Source organism: Phenylobacterium sp., from assembly GCF_020402505.1.
Classification (GTDB): Bacteria; Pseudomonadota; Alphaproteobacteria; order Caulobacterales; family Caulobacteraceae; genus Phenylobacterium.
Map to the genome: position 1 here is coordinate 1 of NZ_JADBZL010000131.1, position 18,951 is coordinate 18,951.

14 protein-coding genes and 1 pseudogene are annotated in these 18,951 nt (G+C 71.7%); 5 read left to right on the plus strand and 10 right to left on the minus strand.

Features of this window, described 5'->3' with window-relative positions; genetic code table 11:
• Positions 1-123 (plus strand): annotated as a pseudogene (locus IM632_RS09655) (ISAs1 family transposase); the annotation flags it as partial.
• 56 nt (positions 124-179) lie between these two features.
• On the opposite strand, the gene IM632_RS09660 reads toward IM632_RS09655, so the two are convergent.
• From IM632_RS09660 to IM632_RS09680, 5 genes are all read right to left on the minus strand, one after another.
• A complete protein-coding gene (locus IM632_RS09660; protein ID WP_366817521.1) occupies positions 180-560 on the minus strand; it encodes a DUF423 domain-containing protein in 381 nt (126 codons plus the stop codon).
• A complete protein-coding gene (locus tag IM632_RS09665) occupies positions 557-1,987 on the minus strand; it encodes an amidase family protein (RefSeq protein ID WP_296503929.1) in 1,431 nt (476 codons plus the stop codon). Before IM632_RS09665 ends, IM632_RS09660 begins: the two co-directional genes overlap by 4 nt.
• A gap of 4 nt (positions 1,988-1,991) precedes the next feature.
• Positions 1,992-3,260 carry an aminotransferase class III-fold pyridoxal phosphate-dependent enzyme gene (locus tag IM632_RS09670; protein WP_296499281.1) on the minus strand — a complete coding sequence of 423 codons (1,269 nt, stop codon included), beginning with the start codon at positions 3,258-3,260 and terminating at the stop codon, positions 1,992-1,994.
• A gap of 58 nt (positions 3,261-3,318) precedes the next feature.
• Positions 3,319-3,813, minus strand: coding sequence for a DUF1003 domain-containing protein (locus IM632_RS09675; protein WP_296481275.1), 495 nt, complete (start codon positions 3,811-3,813; stop codon positions 3,319-3,321).
• A gap of 72 nt (positions 3,814-3,885) precedes the next feature.
• Positions 3,886-4,707, minus strand: a complete 822-nt coding sequence (locus IM632_RS09680; RefSeq protein ID WP_296481278.1) for a MipA/OmpV family protein — start codon at positions 4,705-4,707, stop codon at positions 3,886-3,888.
• A 97-nt stretch (positions 4,708-4,804) separates the two neighbouring features.
• Here IM632_RS09680 and IM632_RS09685 point away from each other — a divergent pair, with 97 nt between their 5' ends.
• The 4 genes from IM632_RS09685 to IM632_RS09700 all read left to right on the plus strand — a co-directional run bounded on the left by IM632_RS09685 (position 4,805) and on the right by IM632_RS09700 (position 10,659).
• Positions 4,805-5,968: an MFS transporter gene (locus IM632_RS09685; RefSeq protein ID WP_296481282.1), complete on the plus strand. Its 1,164-nt coding sequence runs from the start codon at positions 4,805-4,807 to the stop codon at positions 5,966-5,968.
• Between the two features lie 215 nt (positions 5,969-6,183).
• On the plus strand, positions 6,184-7,206 hold the full coding sequence (locus IM632_RS09690; protein ID WP_296481285.1) for an NAD(P)-dependent alcohol dehydrogenase: 1,023 nt from the start codon (positions 6,184-6,186) through the stop codon (positions 7,204-7,206).
• A 247-nt stretch (positions 7,207-7,453) separates the two neighbouring features.
• Entirely contained in the window at positions 7,454-9,919 is a 2,466-nt protein-coding gene (locus IM632_RS09695) for a polar localization protein TipN (RefSeq protein ID WP_296481288.1), read from the plus strand.
• Positions 9,916-10,659: a DUF4163 domain-containing protein gene (locus IM632_RS09700; RefSeq protein WP_296481291.1), complete on the plus strand. Its 744-nt coding sequence runs from the start codon at positions 9,916-9,918 to the stop codon at positions 10,657-10,659. Before IM632_RS09695 ends, IM632_RS09700 begins: the two co-directional genes overlap by 4 nt.
• 16 nt (positions 10,660-10,675) lie before the next feature.
• On the opposite strand, the gene IM632_RS09705 is transcribed toward IM632_RS09700, so the two are convergent.
• The 5 genes from IM632_RS09705 to IM632_RS09725 all read right to left on the minus strand — a co-directional run bounded on the left by IM632_RS09705 (position 10,676) and on the right by IM632_RS09725 (position 18,747).
• Complete coding sequence (locus IM632_RS09705) at positions 10,676-12,040, minus strand: lipocalin-like domain-containing protein (RefSeq protein ID WP_296481318.1); 1,365 nt, start codon at positions 12,038-12,040, stop codon at positions 10,676-10,678.
• Positions 12,041-12,087: 47 nt separating this feature from the next.
• Positions 12,088-14,055 (minus strand): BTAD domain-containing putative transcriptional regulator, encoded by a 1,968-nt coding sequence (locus IM632_RS09710; RefSeq protein WP_296481294.1) that lies wholly within the window; start codon positions 14,053-14,055, stop codon positions 12,088-12,090.
• 576 nt (positions 14,056-14,631) lie between these two features.
• Complete coding sequence (locus tag IM632_RS09715) at positions 14,632-14,979, minus strand: UrcA family protein (RefSeq protein ID WP_296481296.1); 348 nt, start codon at positions 14,977-14,979, stop codon at positions 14,632-14,634.
• A 196-nt stretch (positions 14,980-15,175) separates the two neighbouring features.
• Positions 15,176-17,326: a methylmalonyl-CoA mutase gene (scpA, locus tag IM632_RS09720; protein ID WP_296552275.1), complete on the minus strand. Its 2,151-nt coding sequence runs from the start codon at positions 17,324-17,326 to the stop codon at positions 15,176-15,178.
• Positions 17,326-18,747, minus strand: coding sequence for a methylmalonyl-CoA mutase family protein (locus tag IM632_RS09725; protein WP_296499286.1), 1,422 nt, complete (start codon positions 18,745-18,747; stop codon positions 17,326-17,328). Before IM632_RS09725 ends, scpA begins: the two co-directional genes overlap by 1 nt.
• Between the last annotated feature and the right edge of the window lie 204 nt (positions 18,748-18,951).

The window sequence follows — 18,951 nt, forward strand, 5'->3', positions numbered from 1 at the left end:
CTCAGAAAACTTGCCCTCAACATCGCCAGGCATCACCCCGCAAAGGGCTCAATGAAGAAGAAGCTCAAGCGCGCCGGATGGGACGACGCCTTCCTGCTCTCCATGCTCGGCCATATGCGATAGCCCTGCCCCTGGGGGGAGGAATGAAGAGGCGCTCCCGGCGAAGCCGGGGGAGGGGGTCAGCGGGGCCTGTCGAGGTCCCGCGCTGACACCGCCAGCCAGGCCCAGCCGATGAGGAAGAGGACGCCGCCGATGGGGGTGATGGCGCCCAGCCAGCGCGGGGCGCCGAAGGCCATGGCGTAGAGGCTTCCCGAGAAGATCACCGATCCGGTCAGGAAGAAGGCCGGGGCGAAGCGGGCGCGGGGCGCGCCCATGCCCATGAAGGCCGCCGAGGCGAAGGTCGCCATGGTGTGCCAGAAGGCGTACTGCGAGCCCGTCCTTAGCCACTCGGCCGCCTTGGGATCGGAGATCCCGTGCGCTGCGAAGGCCCCCATGGCGATGGCGACGAAGGCGTTGAGGGCGGCGAGGGCGAGCCAATCCCGGCGGGGCAGGCCCCTCACGCCCAGAGGCCCGGCCGCCGACCGGCCCAGGGCGCCTCGCGCTCCAGCTGTCCCGCGAGGCGGAAGAGGGTGGCCTCATCGGCGTAGCGGGCGGTGAACATCATGCCGACCGGTAGGCCGTCCGCAGTCGTCTCCAGGGGCAGGGACAGGGAGGGCTGGCCGGAGAAGTTGAAGGGCGGGGTGAAGGGGAAGACCTGGCCCTGGCGGCGGTTGACCTCTTTCGGCTCCAGGTTGACCGGGTCGATGAAGCCGATCTCCGGCACCGGGGTTCCCAGAACCGGCGTCAGGTGGACGTCGCGGTCGCGGAAGGCCGCCAGGGTCGCCCGGTTCAACATCCGCAGCTCCTGCAGGGAGCGCAGGGCCATCTCGCCGGTCACCTTGCGGCCGCCCTTAAGCGATGCCCAGGTCAGGGGCTCCAGCTCGTCCGGCTCGGGCTCGCGGCCGACCTCTTCGATCAGCCGCGCCATGCCGGCGGCGAAGTTGGCGCCCGAGACGGGCCCCCGGGCGGCGTAGAGGGCGCGGTAGTCGATGCCCAGCCCCTGTTCCACCACATCGTGCCCGAGGCGGCGAAGGAGGTCGGCGGTGCGCTCCAGGGCGGCCTGGATCTGCGGGTCGATGGGCCGGCCCGAGGCGGTCTCGGAGGACCAGGTGATGCGCAGCCGTCCCGGCGCGCGGCCGACTTCGTCGAGGTAGGGCCCGGCCTTGGGCGGGGCGGGGTAGGGGTTGTCGGGCTCGGGCGCATCGGTGGCGTCCAGCATGGCGGCGCTGTCGCGCACAGTGCGGGTGACCACGTGGTCGACCACGAAGCCGGCGGCGTAGTCGAAGCCGTCCGGCAGGTTGGGCACCCGGTCGCGGGTGACCTTCAGGCCGACGAGCCCGCAGCAGGCGGCGGGGATGCGGATGGAGCCCAGGCCGTCGCTGGCGTGGGCCAGGGGGACCATGCCCGAAGCCACCGCCGCCGCCGATCCGCCGGAGGAGCCGCCGGCGATATGGCCAGGGTTCCAGGGGTTGCGGCAGGGGCCCAGAAGGGCGCTCTCGGTCGTCCCGGTAATGCCATATTCGGGGGTGTTGGTCTTGCCGAGGGGGATGACGCCGGAGCGGCGGTAGCGGGCGGTCAGGCCGCCATCCTGCCGGTCGACGATGTGCCGGGCGAAGCGGCTTCCCGAGGTGCGCGGCCAGCCGGCGACGGGCATGGCCAGGTCCTTGATCAGGAAGGGCACGCCCCGGAAGGGGCCGTCCGGCAGGTCGCCCAGGGCCTGGCGGCGGGCCTCCTCGAAGGCGGTGTGGACCACCGCGTTCAGCACGGGGTTGCGGCGCTCGATGATGGCGATGGCGGCGTCCACGGCCTCCAGCGGCGTGGTCCGCCCCTTCCGGATGGCCTCGGCGAGGCCCAGGCCATCGAGGGCGGCGTACTCTTCAGGGGTCATGGGATCACCGGGTCTGGGCGAGGAAGGCCATCTTGGCCACAGGGGAGAGGCCGGGGGCGGCCTTGCGGAGCTCGGCGAAGGACTCCTCGGCGGCGTCGAGGGCCTGGTCGATATCCTCCTCGGTCATGGCGTCGCAGAGGAACATGTTGTGCCAGGGGTGGACGTAGACCCCCCGCGCCAGCATGGCGCTGGACCAGAAGAAGCCCTTGCGCAGGTCCGGGTCCTCGTCGAACAGGAAGAGGGGCATCTGGCCGGGGCCGGTGATGCGGAAGCCGAAGCCGGCGGCGGAGGCGCGCTCGGACAGGCCCGAGGCGAGGCGCTCGCCCAGGCCCTCCAGCTTCTCCAGATAGTCGGTCTCGCGGATGCGCCGCAGGGTCTCCAAGGCCGCGGCCATGGGGGCGGCCTGGTACCAGAAGGAGCCGGTGGCGTAGATGGCCTCGGCCCCTTTCCGGGCGCTGTCCGAGCCCAGCAGGGCCGACAGGGCGTGCCCGTTGGCCAGGCCCTTGCCCCAGGTGGACAGGTCCGGCTCGATCCCGAGGGCCGACCAGGAGCAGTCGCGGCTGAGGCGGAAGCCGGCCCGCACCTCGTCCAGCACCAGGAGGGCGCCGGTGCGGTCGCAAAGCTCCCGGGCCCGGGCGGCGTAGGCGGCCTCCGGCTCGGCCTGGTCGATGAAGGCGTCGTGCCGGAAGGGCGCGGCGAAGATGGCGGCCAGGTCCTCGCCCGCCGCCTCCACGGCGGCCTCCAGGCTGGCCACGTCGTTGTAGTCGCAGAGGATCTGGTGGGCGCGGTCGCTCTCCAGCACCCCGGCGGTGCGCGGGGTGCACCAGGGGGTGGAGCCGTGATAGGCGCCGCGGGCGCGGATCACCGTCTTGCGGCGGGTCTGGGCGCGGGCGACGGTCAGGGCCATGGTGGTGGCGTCGCCGCCGTTCTTGCAGAAAAGGGCCCAGTCGGCGTGGCCGATCATCTCCACCAGGGTCTCGGCCAGCTCGACCATGACGGGGGCGGGGCCGGTCATGGTGTCGCCCTGGCGCAGCTGGGCGATGAAGGCGCCGTCGATGGCCTCGTCGCCATAGCCGAACAGGTTGGGGCCGTAGGCGCACATCAGGTCCAGCACCCGCCCGCCGTCGGCGTCCCACAGGTGCGCGCCCTTCGCCTTCACGAAGTACTGCGGATAGTCGTCCGGCAGGAGGGCGGTGGACTGGTGGCCGAACATGCCCCCGGGGATCACCGCCTCGGCCCTCGCCCTCAGGGCCCTGTCATGGGGTCGATCCATCGCGTGCGCCTCCCTGTGTCCGGGTATCCTTTCCGTGACCGGCCCGGGATGCAAGGCCTCAGCCGCGACGGGACTCCAGCATGTGCGACAGGTCGCGCACCGCACGGGCGAGGTCGGCCAGCTCCTGTTCCTTCAGGGCGTCGATCTTCTGGTGCAGGAGCTCGATCTCCAGCTCGGCCTTCACATTGACCTGGTAGTCGCTCTCGGCCTTTCGGCGGTCAATGTCCTGCTGCCGGTTCTGGCTCATCAGGATGAAGGGGCCGGCATAGGCGGCCTGGAAGGACAGGGCGAGGTTCAGGAGGATGAAGGGATAGGGGTCCCAATGCTGAATCCAGGCGATCACGTTGAGGGTGACCCAGCCGGCCAGCAGGACGGACTGGACGATGATGAAGGGCCAGGAGCCAATGGTGGCCGCCACGGCGTCGGCCACCTTCTGGCCGATGGAAACGCCCGAGGCGCCCTCGCTGGCCTCCCTCAGGAGGCGGCGCTGTCGACGCAGTTCCTCGAGGAGGCGGCCTTCGGCCTCGTGAATGCGGGTGTTGAGGTCGGTCATGCGGAATCCCCTGAAGCGGAGCCGCATCCTGATCAGACCCCGGCGCGGGGGCCAAGTCCGCTTCGGCCCGGATCAGGATCCGCCGAAGGCAAAGCGCCAGGTCACGCCGGTGGAAATGAAGACCGCGTCCCGCTCGCCGCGCCGGACCAGCGGGCTCTTCTCGAAATCGCCCAGCCGCCGGTCCCACCCCGCCTCCACCTGGAGCATGGCCCGGTCGTTGATCGCCCGCCCCCAGCTGGCGGCGAGGCCCGCGCTGGCCAGGCCTCCGTCCGGGGCGTAGGCCGTCAGCTTCCCGCCGGAGGCCGCGGCCTCGGCGGGGGTCACGCCGAACCAGGTCCGGGCATAGTCCCGGCCCGCCAGGTCGATCCGGGGCCCGATCGCCATCACGGTCTTCGGGGAGGGCGTCCACAAGAGATCCGCCCCCGCCCGGGCGGTGAGGCCGCTATAGCCCGTGACCCCGGCGCGAACCTCGGCGAAGGCCCGCCAGGACCCGCGGTTCACCCCCGCGCCGAGCCCCAGGCCGAGCGCCCAGTCCACGTCGCGCATGCCGGCGAGTTCGGGATGATCCGAGGTCCTGCGTTCGCCCTCGACCCGAACGGAGGGATAGATGAAGGCGCCCTCTGCGGGCCCGTCAGCGACCACGCCGACCCTTGGCAGGGTCAGCCGTTCCAGGCCGAAGAGGGGCCTGGCGCGCAGGGCCATGTCGCTCGCGCCCGGATAGCTGGGGACCCATCGGGCCGCGAGGCCCAGGTCGACGACAAGGTCGCCCGGGGGAAGGGGCATGGCGGGCGGCGGCGGCAGGGAGGGGTCCGCCAGGGCGGGTCCGCCGGCGGCGAGGACCAGGGTGACGGCCGCGGCCGTTGGGAAAGGCCGGAAGGGACGGGACCGGGTCATGGGGGCTCCTGAAGGGTCTGGCCTATCTGGCGCCCGCCGGCGTCCGCCGCAAGCCTAGCCCCGGGGCGCCGGCCGCCGACTCGCGATAGCGGAGGTCATGCCCACCACCCTTCGCCTCGGCCTGGTCTACGCCGCTCTCTATGTGGGCAGCGCCGCGAGCACGCCCTTCATGCCGGTCTGGCTGAGCGAGAAGGGGCTGACGGGCGCCCAGGTGGGGCTCGTCCTGTCCCTGCCCATGCTGTTCCAGATCCTGACCTCTCCGGCCCTGGCGCTGTGGGCGGACCGGTTCCGGCTGCGCCGCACGCCCATCGCCTGGCTGGCGGCGGGAACCTGCCTGACCTATCTCGCCCTGGCCGGCCTGGACGGTCTGCCGGCCCTGGCCCTGGTCTGGCTGCTGGCGGCCAGCCTCTACCTCGCCCTGCCGCCCCTGATCGACGTCATCGCCCTGTCGCGCGCCCAGGCGGAGGGCTTCAACTACGGCCTGCCCAGGGGAATGGGCTCGGCGGCCTATATCGGCGCGGCCATTGCGACCGGCGCCCTTGTCACCGCCGTCTCCGTGGATGTCGCCCTGGCCTGGATGATCTTCGCCGCCGGCCTGACGGCGGTCTGCGCCCGTTTGCTGCTGCCGGCGGATCCGGCGCCCGGCCCGGCCGCGGCGGGTCGCAGCGAGGGCGGCGGCTGGGAGGGACTGAAGACCCTGGTTCGGGATCCGGTCTTCCTTCTCGCCGTGGGCTCGGCGGGCCTGATCCAGTCCGCCCACGCCTTCTACTACGCCTTCTCGGCCCTGGCCTGGAAGGCGCAGGGCCTGCCCGAGAACCTGACCGGCCTGCTCTGGGGCGTCGGGGTGGCGGTGGAGGTCGCCTTCCTGTGGTTCGGGGCCAGAGTTCAGAGGCGGCTCGGCCCCCGGAACCTGCTGATCATCGGCGGCGTCGCGGGCGTCCTGCGATGGAGCCTTCTGGCGCTGTCGCCGCCGCTGTGGGCCCTGGTCCCGCTCCAGGCCCTGCACGCCCTGACCTACAGCGCCGTCTTCCTGGCCTCGATCCAGCTGGCGGCCCGGCTGTCGGGCCCGCAGACGGCCTCAGCCGCCCAGCTGGTCAACGCCGCCCTGCAGGGCGGAATCCTGAGCGGCCTCGCCACCCTGGCCTCCGGGCCGCTGTTCGACGCGGTCGGGGCCCATGGCTACCTGGCCATGACCGGCATGGCGGCGGCGGGCCTCGTCGGCGCCGTCGGGCTCTACCGGGTCCGACGACTGCAGGACTGAGCCGCGGGCGTGTGCGCCTGTGAGACCGCTGACCCCCCTCCGGCCCGCTTCGCGGTCCACCTCCCCCTGAAGGTGGAGGAATGGCTGACCTGCGGGGGAGCTCCCCGCGCAGCGGGGTGAGGGGGCGACTGAAGGGGCGGGGGCCTCGCCCCTTGCGTCGGCCCGGTCTTCGGGGACTATGCGCGCAATCTGATCCAGAACCGGGAGGAATCGTCATGCGCGCCATTCAGGTTTCCGAGCCCTGGGGCGTCGACCGCGTCGAGGTGGTCGAGCGGCCCGAGCCAAAGCCCGGCCACGGCCAGGTGCTGGTGCGCATGAAGGCGGTTTCGCTGAACTACCGCGACCTGCTCATGGTCGGCGGAGTCTATAGCCGCGGGCCTGCCATGGCCGGGACCATCACCCCCTTCTCAGACGGCTGCGGCGTGGTCGAGGCGGTGGGCGAGGGGGTCACTCGGGTGAAACCCGGCGACCGGGTCTCGACCCTCTTCTTCCAGAACTGGACCTCCGGCCGGGCGACAGTGGAGAAGCTGACCAGCGCCCTGGGCAGCCCCATCCCGGGCGCCGGCGCCGAGCTGCAGGTGTTCAGTCAGGAGGGGGTCTCGAAGGTCCCGGACTTCCTGACCGACGAGGAGGTGGCCACCCTGCCGTGTGCGGCCCTCACCGCCTGGCGGGGGCTGTTCGAGGACGCCCGGCTGGAGCCCGGCGACACGGTGGTGCTGCAAGGGACGGGCGGGGTCTCGATCTTCGGCCTGCAGTTCGCCCACGCGGCGGGCTTGCGGGCCATCGTCACCTCGTCCTCCGACGCCAAGCTGGAGCGGGCCCGGCTGCTGGGCGCCGACCATCTGGTCAACTACCGGGCGACGCCGGAATGGTCGCGCCCGGTGCGCGAGGCGACCGGCGGGGTCGGGGCGGATTTCATCATGGAGGTCGGCGGCGCGGGGACCATCCACCAGAGCCTGAGGGCCGTGCGGATCGGCGGCCACATCGCCATCATCGGCGTGGTGGCCGGGGCGGGCGAGGGGGTCAATCCCGGCGTCCTGATCGGCAACAACGCGAAGCTCCAGGGCCTGTCGGTGGGCTCGCGCGAGATGTTCGAGGCCATGTGCCGGGCCATCGCCCTGCACGGCATCCGGCCGGTGGTGGACAAGGTCTTCCCCTTCACCGAGGTGCGCGAGGCCTTCCGGGCCATGCAGGCGGGCGAGCACTTCGGCAAGATCGTCCTGACCTTCGGCGGCTGACCATGGCCGGGCCTCGCCCCAGGCGCGGGAGGGCGCCTGGTCTCTGGAGATTTCATCGGAAATCAGATTATTTTCAGAGGTTTGTAAGGGGATTTTGAAGTAACATCAGCCGGGGTTGGGGCGGCCTGCCGGGGAGGGGTGCGACTTCGGCTTCCTCAGGACGCAGCTTCGTGGTTAAGTCCTTTCCGTAGCGGATGAATTCGGCGCTGTCTGAAGCATCTGCGCCGCCTTCCGGAAGTTACGCGCCATGTCCCACCCCGCTGATGACCGGCCCGAGGCCGTCGATCCGGAACCATCCTCCCGGGAGACCTCCCCACCGGCCGCCCCGGAGGTCCCGGAGGCGTCGCCGTCGCCCTCCGCGGCAGAGTCGCCAGCCCCGGCGCCCTTTGCGGCGGCGCCCGTCATGCCCCGACGCCCGCCCCCGAAGGCGCACTCCAACGCTCCCGTCTGGCTGGCCGCGGCCTTCGTATCCCTGCTCTGGGCCTTCGCCCCGATCGCCTTCGCCCTTGGCTACAGGCAGGGCAAGGCGCCCTTCGACTACGACCCCTTCGTCCTGTTGATCCTGGGCGCCATGGCCATCGGCCCGGCGGGCCTGGTCTGGGTGGCCGCCAACCTGTTCGTGGAGGGTCGCCGCCTGCGCTGGGAGAGCCAGAGGTCCGCCCGCCTCGCCGAAGAAATGGTGGCGCCCGCCGTGGCCGCCGGCATCCGCACCGGAGAGATCGTCATCGGCCTGCAGGCCGAAATCGCCCGGGCGAGGGAAGCCGCCGCCACGGCCTCCCGCCAGCTGGAAGGCCTGCGCACGGCCCTGCAGGTGGAGTCCGAATTCCTCGACGTCGCCGCCCGCACCGCCAGGACTGCGGCCGAGGAGATGGCCGCAGGCCTGGGCCGGGAGCGCGAGCGCCTGGAGGGTCTGGCCTCTGGGCTCGACGCCCGCACCACCGCCGTCACCGACGCCATCGCCCGGCAGGCGCGGCTGGTCGGCGAAGTCTCCGACCTGGCTGAGACCCAGCTGCGCGAGGCCGAGGCCTCGTTCACCGCCCGCTCCACCGGCTTCACCGAGGCGGCGAGCCGCCTGGCCGAGGCCGCCCGGGCGGCGGCCGAGTCCCTGGGCCAGCAGGCCGTGCGCCTGGAAGGGGCAGGTTCAGGTCTGGCCGAGCATATGCAGAGTGTGGAAACCACCCTCGACACCCGCCGCAACGCCCTCCAGGCCGCCGCCGCGGCCCTCAAGACCGAGCAGGAGGGACTGGCCGCCCAGGGCGAGGCCCACCTTGCCCGGCTCGCCGAGGTGGGCGGCCAGGCCCGGCTGTCCGCCGCGGACATGCGCGACTCGGCGATCAAGGGCGGCGAGGCCCTCTCCACCCTGATTCAGGAGGCCGCCAACCAGTTCCAGGAGTTCGCCGCCGCCGCCCGCGCCGAGCGCGACGAGTTCGGCCAGTCCACCCGCTACGCCCTGGAGGCCGTCGCCCGCGCCGCCGCCGAGGAGCGCCAGAGACTGGAGGCGCAGACCCGCGGCGCCATCGAGGCTCTCACCCAGGCGGCGGAGCAGACCCGGCAGGCCGCAGACCGGAACGCCGAGGCCGCCCGGGCTCAGGTGGATCAGCTCGCCGAGGCCGCCTTTTCGGCTGGCCAGAAGGCCAACCAGGTGTTCGAAGCCCGTCTGGAGGAGGCTCGCAGCCTGATCGCCCGCTCGGCCCAGATGGTGGAGGAGGCCGGGGAGGCCACAGCCCGCCGGCTGGAGCAGGGCGCCGCCACAGCCCGCCGCACCCTGGACGAGCTGGCCGGCATGCTGGGCCGGATCGAGGAAAGGGTCGCCAGCCTGCCCGAGAAGGCCCGTTCCCAGGCGGAACAGGTCCGCGAGGCGGTGACGGAGAGCATGGATGGTCTGCTCGACCAGGCCCGCCGCACCGCCCAGGAGACCCAGGCCATCGACGCCGCCTTCCAGGAGCGGGTCCGGCGGAACTTCGACATGCTGAGCGAGGCGGTGAAGATGATGGGCTCGGTGGCCGTCGCCGGCGGCGCTCAGACCCCGACGTCCTCGGCTTCCGCGGCCGCGCTGACAAGGCCGCCTTCCTCCCCCTCAAGGCCCGCCCCGGAACCGGAAGATGAGGCGCCCCGCCGCCGCCTGCGTCTGACCCCGGCCAAGGGGGTCAGCGACGAGACCTTTTCGGAGATCTTCGAGGCCGCCGGCGGTCCGCCCGAAGCCCTGGGCGGTCTCCGCGCCGAGCCGCCGTCGCCCGCTCCGGCCCGGGGCGCCGCGGCCCCGGCCCCCGGCCGCACGCCGCCCACCGGGGGCGGCTGGACCTGGCGGGACCTGCTTTCGACGGTGGACGACGACGGCCAGAGGACCGGGCCCGATGTGGCGTCCCTGGACTTCCTGGCCGACGAGATTCGCGCCCTGGGCATCGATCCCACCGTGCTCCTGCCCGTCACCCGGGTGGACGAGTTGTCGACCATGATCTCCGAGGGGCAGGGAGATCTTGCCCGGGAAACGGTGCGTCGCCTGGCCCCCGCCGCGACCCGCAAGCTCTCCCGACGCCTGCTGGAGGAGCCGCGGATGCGCCGCTCGGTCATGGACTTCCTGGCCCGCTACCAGGCCGAGATCGAGACCGCCAACGGCCGGGACCGCTCGGGCCGCGAGGTGGGCGCCCTTCTCTCGACGGAGGCGGGCCGCCTCTACCTTCTGGCCGAGGCGGCGGCGGACGACGTCGTTTGAAGCTCCCCGCTCCCGGCCGCGCCCTGGCCGCCGCCTTCGCCCTGCTGCTGGTCGCCGCCGGCCCGGCGTCGATGCCCGGCGGGGTCGAGGTGAAGACGGCGGACTACACCTTCAGCTATCGCTGGCCGGCGGCGGTGGACGCCATCCCGGCCCTGCGCTCGCGCCTGGCGAAGGACCAGGACCAGCTAAAGCGCACCTTCGCCCGCGAGGCCGCCGACGCCCGCCGTGAGGCCGCCGCCGACCCGGGCCGACCCTTCCCGCCCTACGCGCTGTCGGTGGAGTGGAAGGTGGTGGCGACCCTGCCGGGCTGGCTCAGCCTGTCCCAGGACATCAGCGTCTTCGAGGGCGGCGCCCATCCGAATTCGGGGTTCGATTCCCTGGTCTGGGACCGGAAGGCGGGAATCGAGCGGCCTCCCCTGGACCTGTTCGCCTCGCCGCAGGCGCTGGACGCGGCCATCGGCGCGCCCTTCTGCGAGGCCCTGGACCGGGAGCGGGCGGCGCGCCGCGGCGCCCCTGTGGACCGGGCCAGCGGCGATGAGTTCGACGCCTGCATCCGCCCCTCCGGGCAGGCCGTGATCCTGGGATCCTCCGACCGGAAGCACTTCAACCGGATCGGGATCCTGGTCGCACCCTATGCCGCAGGGCCCTATGTGGAGGGCGCCTACGAGGTCACCCTGCCGGTGACTGCGGCTGTGCTGGAGGCCGTGAAGCCGGAGTTCCGCGCCGCGTTCGGGCCGTGAGCGGGGCGAGGCCGGCTCAGGGCGTCGGGGGCGCCGCTTCCCCCGCCAGGACGGCGAGCGCCCGCTTGACGTAATGCGCGCTGGGTTCGGCGCTGACGGTCTCGCAGTACCCGGCGCCGGCCAGGGTCGTGGCGGGGCCCGACACCGGGTTGCGGGTCAGGATCACCGTGGCGGCGACCTCCGAGTTGACCTGCAGGCCGCCGCCATAGAAGCCGCCGTCAGGATGCAGGGGCGTTGCGACGATCGCCCCCGACGTCGCGGTCACCCCCGACCCGTCGACATGGGTTCCGGTCAGCTGGTAGGTCCACTCGGTGGGCTGAAGGACATCGGACAGGGTGTTGATGAGGGCGTCGAGGCGCCATTCCGCATTGACCTGCTGCGGGACCCAGACGCCGTCCACCCTGGTGATATAGCCGCTGAAGGTCGATGGGAGATTCGTGCGGAAAGCCCCGTCCTGGAAGGTCGCGCCGGTGTAGGCGTCGCCGTTCTCGAAATTGAACTGGCACCACTGCCATCCGCGGTAGCCGTTATCGAGCGCATTGAGGGTGGGCGGGAGGATGGGCGGCGGCGGATGGAGGGCGTCGGGGGGCGTCGCCATCATCAACTGGTGGTCGATCCAGCCGGTTCCGGAAACCTCGTGGACCTTCTCGCCGATCGTCACCGTTCCGGTCACCTTCAGCTGCGGCCAGCTGTAGTAGAGGCCCGCCCGCGGCGGCGGCGTCCGACCGTTGATCGCCTGGAGGAACCAGGCGCTTTCCAGGGGCATGTCGGTGGACAGGGTCAGGTCGACGGACATGTCTCCATCGCCCGACTGGACCCGCAGGGGCAGCACCTGATCGCTTCCCCAGATCATGACGTCGTCACCGCAACGATAGAGCGGCTGGTCCACAGACGGGAAGACCACGTCGTCGCCGCCGATCCGCCAGTTCACGTTCGGCTTGCGGCGAACGGCGAAGCTGCGGGTTCCGTCATTCACCGCCACGATGGTCTCGCTGTGGGCGATGTGGGATTCGGCGTCGCTCCAGCCCGCCAGGGCCTGGATGTCCTGGGGGACCAGCCGGTTGTTCTGCGTCGTCGTCAGGACCCCGAGCTTGGTCACGCCATCGCTGGCGGTCAGATTGGCGCTGATCCAGTACCATTCCTCGCTGTTCTCCAGGTGGACGCGATGGTCGGCCGGGAAGCTGAGCGGGACGCCGACCGGCGGCGGGGTGGCGATGCGCGCGAACTGGGATGTGCCGAGGACGCCCAGGATCAGGGCCGCCTGGGTCGCCGAGCCGGAAGTCAGGCCCTGGGCCGCCTCGAGCAGCTGGCCATAGCCGAACGGCCGCTGGCTGGGGGCGAGGGCCTCGAGCATGGCGGTCATGGCCTCGGCGGGGGTCATCTTGGTCACGGAAGATCCTTGTGTCTGGCGACGTCGGCCCGGAGCTCTCAATGCGACGCCATGGAGATCGCTAGGGCGCGGAAATCGTAGTCCACCTCATCGGCGCAGTCCGGCCACTTGCCGGACGTCGCCCAGTACTCGCAAAGTCCCAGCTTGGCGCACAGGCGCAGGAATCTGGGGTCGGCGCGGAGCGCCTTCTGGTCGAAGCAGAAGAGTGCGGAGATCCCCACGTCCGGCGGAGCGCAGCGGGTCCCCCGCAGGAAGTAGGGGCTGAAGTCTGCGGCCTCGACCAGGGCGAAGGCATCATCCGCCAGGCCGTAATGGCAGAGGCGGCCGAGGTGGGACAGGGTGACCAGGCCCGTGGACTCCAGCAGGGCCTTCTGTCCGGCCAGGAACTGTGCGCCGAGCGCCGGGGTCGACATGCGGGCCTCCCGGGCATGGGCGGCCAGGGACTCGATCCATCCGGCGTAGATCCCGGCGTCGCCGGACGCCCGGGTCCAAAGATCGACCAGGTCCCAGTCCTCGGTCTGGATGGCGCTGACGATGGCGCTTGAGCGCAGAAAGCCCCCGTCGGGCCAGCGGCGGATGCCGAGATCGAACTGTCGCCGCGCCTCGCTCCATCGCCCGGCCGCCACGAGGTAGATCGCGTGGACGCTGAAGGTGACCTGATCCAGAGGGTCGAGTTCGCAGGCCCGCTCGGCATAGGCCAGCGCCAACTGGTTGTGGCCCACGGAGGATGCAACGCCGCCGGCGTGGATCAGGTCCAGCGGATCATTCGCCCGCCGCGCCAGGCAAAGGTTGATCAGGCGTTCGCTCTCGGCATAGGCGCCGCAGAGGGGCGCGGTCATTGCGCGCACGCGAAACGGCGTGACGGTCTCCGGATCCAGGGCGAGGGCCCGCTCCGCCGCGGCCTCCATCCTCGCCAGATGGTCGCCGAAGCGCGACGGATCGAACCCGTAGCGGGCCTCGACCGCCTCGCTGTAGGCGAGGGCCTCCCATCCGGAGGCGAAGTCGGGAACCCGGTCCAGGGCCTGGACGAGCAGGGCGGAGTCGTATCCCAGCCGATCGGGCCTGAGTTCGCGGGCCCGCAGGTAGAGATCCAGGGCGACCGGATCGACGGCCCCGATGCCGCGGGGGGCGAACCGGCTCTTCAGGGCGCCCGCCACCGCCTGGGCGATGTCGTCGTGGAGGGCGAAGACGTCGGAGAGTTCGCGATCGAAGCGGTCGCTCCAGAGCACGGTCTGGCTGGCGCACTCGACAAGCTGGGCGGTGATGCGCACGCGCTCACCGCTTCGCCGGACGGAGCCGTCGAGCAGATGGGTCGCACCGAGTCTTGCGGCCACATTGGCGGCCGACTTCTCGGCGCCGCGCAGCAGGAAACTCGACGACCGGCCGATGATCTTCAGCGGGGTGGTCTGGGAGACGGCGTGCAGGATCTCCTCCGAGATCCCGTCGGAGAAGTAGAGGAAGCCAGGATCGCCGGACTGGTTCTCGAAGGCGAGCACCGCCAGGGTCGGTTCAGCGGGCTGGGGCGCCATCGCGGGGCGCCCGGCCGCAGGGGGTGTGGCGAGGGCGGGCGGCGGCGCATCCTGGGCCCCGGCCCCGATCGCGCGCTCCAGCTCCGGCCCCGGTGCGACGCCGAGGTCCTCCGACAGGGCCTGCCGGATGGCGAGGTAGCGGCGCTGGGCTGCGGCCGCCCTGCCGCTGGCGACATCCGATCGAATCGCCGCCGCGGCGACGGACTCCTGGAGAGGGTCCCGCCGGAGATATCCCTCGGACAGAAGGCGCACCGCCTCCCAGCGTCCCTCCGCCTCAAGGACGGCGAGCCTACGGGAAAGCTCATCAAGAAGCCCTGACTCCCAGGCTCCGCGCGCCTGATCCAGCCAGTCCTGGAAGGGGCCGGGCAGGTCCATGCCCTCAAGCAAGGGTCCTGACGCGAGGTGGGTCGCGACCCCGGCGAGCCTTTCCGGATCTTCCGTTTGAAGGTCGGCCAGCAGCATGTCGGTGTCCGTCAAGACGCTGTCAGGTTGGATCGCGACGCGCTCCCGTCCCACGTCAAGCAGGGAGTCGGCCTGGGAACCCAGCGCGGAGCGAAGTTCAAAGAGGCATTGGCGGAGGCTGCCGCGCGCCTGTTCGTCCGGCCGGTCTCCCCAGAGAAGCCCGCAGATCCGGTCCCTGAGAAGACCTCCCCGGCCTTCCAGGCACAGCATCGCCATAAGCCCCCGGGCCCTTCGGCTCCTGATGAGGACGGGCGTCCCATCAGGATCGAAGAGTTCAAAGCCGCCAAGAAGCCTGACGCGCGCCGACGGACTGGACGCCAACTCCCTCGTCTCCCCCCAAATCAACCCAAGAAACCAGGGCGGCGGGAGTATAGAAGCTCAGGTCACGAAGGCCAGAGTCTCCGGCGTGGCCCTGTGCTTCGGGGGGCAGGCGCCGCGGACATTCCGCGGATTCTCATGGGGACATCCAGCCCGGACGGGTCAGGCTTCGCCCGATTGGTCTCCGGTGAGCCGGTCTGGCGCCTGAAGACGGGCAACCTCTGTTGAAGGGGAGGATCCGGCCGCAGCCTGAGCCTGGGCCGGACCCGCGGATCACTTGCCAGCCAGCTGTTGAACCATCGCAGTGGCCGTGCGATCCCGGAGCAAGGCGGTGAGGGCCGGCGAATCAATCTTCGAAACCGTGCGATTCACGACTTCCTTGGTGCAGGGGCGAAACGTCTTCATGCGGTCCAGGCGGTTGGCGGGCTCCCCGCCACATACGTCGGCAGCAGCTTGTTCGATGCGCCTCAGGAGAACCTTGGCGCCCGAGGCGGTGTTGATGTCCAGTCCGGCGTAGGAAACCTTGATCGCGACTTCGTCCGGGTTGGGCTGCGCCGAGGCGCTGGCGCCGGACAGGGCGATGAGACTGATGGCGATCAGAGCGAGTGACGGCTTGTTCATGTCGTTGGTCCTGACTTCAAGTGTTGAAACGGGGCCGACCGATGCCCCTTGGGGGCGTTGGCCGGTTCGCAGGACCGTTTTGGGCCGAGGGCGTCACCTCGAACGTCATGCCTGCGTCAAACTTGCGTCAAATCGACATCGACCCTGAATTTTCGCACTTGAGCGCCGGGCGCGGTCATTCCGCCGGCCCTCGCCCTCACCCCTTGAGCTGGGCGTAGCCGAGGGCCTCGTTCAGCCGGTCCATGACCTCGATGGCGGCTTCGGGCACCACGGTTCCGGGGGTGAAGATGGCGGCGACGCCGGCCTGCCGCAGGGCGTCGAAGTCTTCCGGCGGGATGACGCCGCCCACCACCACCAGGATGTCCGGCCGGCCCAGGCGGGCCAGCTCGGCCTTCAGCTCGGGCACCAGGGTCAGGTGGCCCGCCGCCAGGGAGCTGGCGCCGACGACGTGGACACCGTTCTGCACCGCCAGCTCGGCGGCCTCGGCCGGGGTCTGGAAGAGGTCGCCGATGTCGACGTCGAAGCCCAGGTCGGTGAAGCCCGAGGCGATGACCTTCTGGCCCCGGTCGTGGCCGTCCTGGCCCATCTTGGCGACCAGGATGCGCGGCTTGCGGCCGTCCGCCTCGGCGAAGGCGGCGGTGAGGGCGCGGGCGCGGACGCTGGCCGGCGTGTCGCCGGCGGCCTTGAGGTAGACCCCCTGGACGGCGTCGGCCTTCGCCTTGTGGCGGCCGAAGACCTTTTCCAGGGCCAGGGAGATCTCGCCCACCGTGGCCTTGGCCCGGGCCGCCTCGACGGACAGCTCCAGGAGGTTGGCGTTGCCCCGGGCGCCCTCGGTCAGGGCGTTGAGGGCGGCCTCGACGGCGGCGGGGTCGCGCTCGGCCTTCAGCCGGGCCAGCTTTTCCAGCTGGCGCTCGCGCACGGCGGTGTTGTCGACCTTGAGCACGGGGATGACGTCGGCGGTCTCGGGCCGGTAGCGGTTGACGCCGACCACGCTCTGGCGGCCGGAGTCGATCCTGGCCTGGGTGCGGGCCGAGGCCTCCTCGATCCGCCGCTTGGGCAGGCCGTCCTCGATGGCCCGGGCCATGCCGCCCAGGGCCTCGACCTCGGCGATGTGGGCAAGCGCCCGCTCCGCCAGCTCGGCGGTGAGGCGCTCGACATAGTAGGCGCCGCCCCAGGGGTCGATGACCCGGTTCTGGCCGCTCTCCAGCTGCAGGAAGAGCTGGGTGTTGCGGGCGATGCGGGCCGAGAAGTCGGTGGGCAGGGCCAGGGCCTCGTCCAGCGAGTTGGTGTGCAGGCTCTGGGTCTGGCCCCCGGTCGCGGCCATGGCCTCGATCAGGGTGCGGGGCACGTTGTTGTAGACGTCGGCGGCGGCGAGGCTCCAGCCCGAGGTCTGGGTGTGGGCGCGCAGGGCCAGAGACCGGGCGTCCTTCGGGTCGAAGGTCTCCTTCATCAGCTTGGCCCAGAGCAGGCGGCCGGCCCGCTGCTTGGCGACCTCCATGAAGGCGTTCATGCCCGCATTCCAGAAGAAGGACAGACGCGGGGCGAACTGGTCGACGGTCATGCCCGCCGCCACGCCGGCGCGGACATAGTCGATGCCGTCGGCCAGGGTGTAGGCCAGTTCCAGGTCCAGCGTCGCCCCGGCCTCCTGGATGTGATAGCCCGAGATCGAGATGGAATTGAACTTCGGCATTTCACGCGAAGTGTATGAAAAGATGTCGGAAATGATCCGCATCGAGGGTCCGGGCGGATAGATGTAGGTGTTCCGGACCAGGAACTCCTTGAGGATGTCGTTCTGGATGGTGCCCGACAGCTGGGCGTGGGCGACGCCCTGTTCCTCGGCGGCGACGATGTAGAGGGCGAGGATCGGCAGGACCGCCCCGTTCATCGTCATGGACACGCTCATCCTGTCCAGCGGGATGCCGTCGAAGAGGGTGCGCATGTCGAGGATGGAATCGATGGCCACGCCGGCCATGCCGACGTCGCCCTTCACCCGCGGGTGGTCGGAATCGTAGCCCCGGTGGGTGGCCAGGTCGAAGGCGATGGACAGGCCCATCTGACCGGCCGCCAGGTTGCGGCGGTAGAAGGCGTTGGAATCCTCGGCCGTGGAGAAGCCCGCATACTGGCGGAGGGTCCACGGGTTGGTGAGGTACATGGTCGGGTAGGGGCCCCGGGTGAAGGGGGCGAGGCCCGGGAAGCCGGGATCGGCCAGGCCGGCGACGTCGGCGGGGCCGTAGGCGGGCGCCACGTCAATGCCCTCGGGCGTGGTCCAGGCGGCGCCGGCGGCCGGGGCGGCGTCGGCCGGCGGGGCGTAGTCCAGGGCGGCGAAGTCGGGGAAGGCGCGGGTCATCAGCGTAACTCCCAGGCCTGGGACAGGCGGACGGGGACGAGGGGCGGGCACTTGGTGTCCGGCCCCGGCAGGCGCGGGTCGGGGGCGGCGGCGGCCGGGGCGGCGGGGGCGGCCTCGACCTCGATGGGCGCCTCGGACTCCGGCGGGAAGGCGGTGACGCCGACGATGCGGGGCTCGCCGGCGGCGGCGCGGGCCTCGGCGGCCTCCTCGGCCTGGCGCAGGACGAGACCCGACTCCAGGGCGGCGATGACGCCCCCGGCGGCCTCGAGGGCCTGGAAGCGGGCCCAGGCGGCGCGGGCCAGGGAATCGGTCAGGGCCTCGATATAGCCCGACCCGGCCGCCGGGTCGGCGACGCGGCCGATGTGGGCCTCCTCCATCAGGACCAGCTGGGTGTTGCGGCTCTGGCGGCGGGCGAAGGCGGTGGGCAGGCCGAGGGGGTCGGTGAAGGTCCCCAGCACGATGGCGTCGGCCCCGCCCATGGCCGCGCCGGCGCAGGCTGCGCCTAGGCGCAGCATGTTGGTCCAGGCGTCCTTCGCCGCCAGCATGCGGCCGGACGAGCGGGCCTCGATCCGGGCGGGGACGGAGACCCCGCAGGCGCCGGTGATCCGGGCCCAGAGGGCGCGGGCGGCGCGGACCTTGGCGAGGGTGACGAAGTAGTCGGCGTCGGCGGACAGGCCCAGCCAGGTCCCGCCCCAGGCCTCCTCCATGGTCAGGCCCGCACGGACGGCGGCGCGCGCGTAGGCGAGGGCGCTGGCCGCGGCGAAGGCCAACTCCGCCGCCTCGCCGCCGCCGGCCTCGTGGACGACCCGGCCCGCGGCGAGGAAGAGGCCCGCCTGCGGGTGCCGGGCGGCGAGGCGCGCGGCGACCGTGGCGGCGGAGACCAGGTGGGACTCCACCGGTCCGGGGCTGGAGCCCTGCGCCGCCAGGGCGCTCAAGGGATCCATGTGGAAGTTGAGCTTGGCGGAGGGGGAGCCGCGGGCGACCCCGGCCAGCCAGTCGGCGGCCTGGGGCCCAAGGAAACCGGCGTCGAGGGCGACGGGGGCGATCTCCAGGATGATGTCCTTGAGCGCGGCCGCTAGGCCGGCGGCGGAGCCGATGGCGACGCCCGCGGCGCCCGTCGGGTCAATGCGGACCAGGGCCGAGGCGGCGCCGCCCTTGAGGTCGGCCAGCAGGTCGGCATTGGCCCGGGCCGGGTCAGGATGGGCGACGGCGGCCCGCAGGTCCCAGGGGCGCTCGGCGTCGCGGGCGGGCAGGGCCAGGGCGGTGCGCGGCCCCTCGCCGGGCAGGTAGAGCGGGGCGATGGGCAGGCCCTCGGCCGTGGCCGAGACCAGGGTGTCGAGGGGCTGACCCTTGAGGGTCTTCTCGACCAGGCTGCGCCATTCGGCGGCGGCGGGTGCGTCTGCAAGGGAGGCGAGGGTCATCGCCCCGCTTGATGGGCGCGGGGGGCACGGTCGTCAAGCGGCGGGGCGGGGGGACGTCGGGGAAGGCGGGGCCTGGAATGCCTCCACCTTCCAGGGGGAGGTGGACCGCGAAGCGGGCCGGAGGGGGTCAGCGGAGGGGCCGTTGCGCCCCCTCAGTCGGCTTTGCCGACAGCTCCCCCTTGGGGGAGCAATTAAGACGTTGAA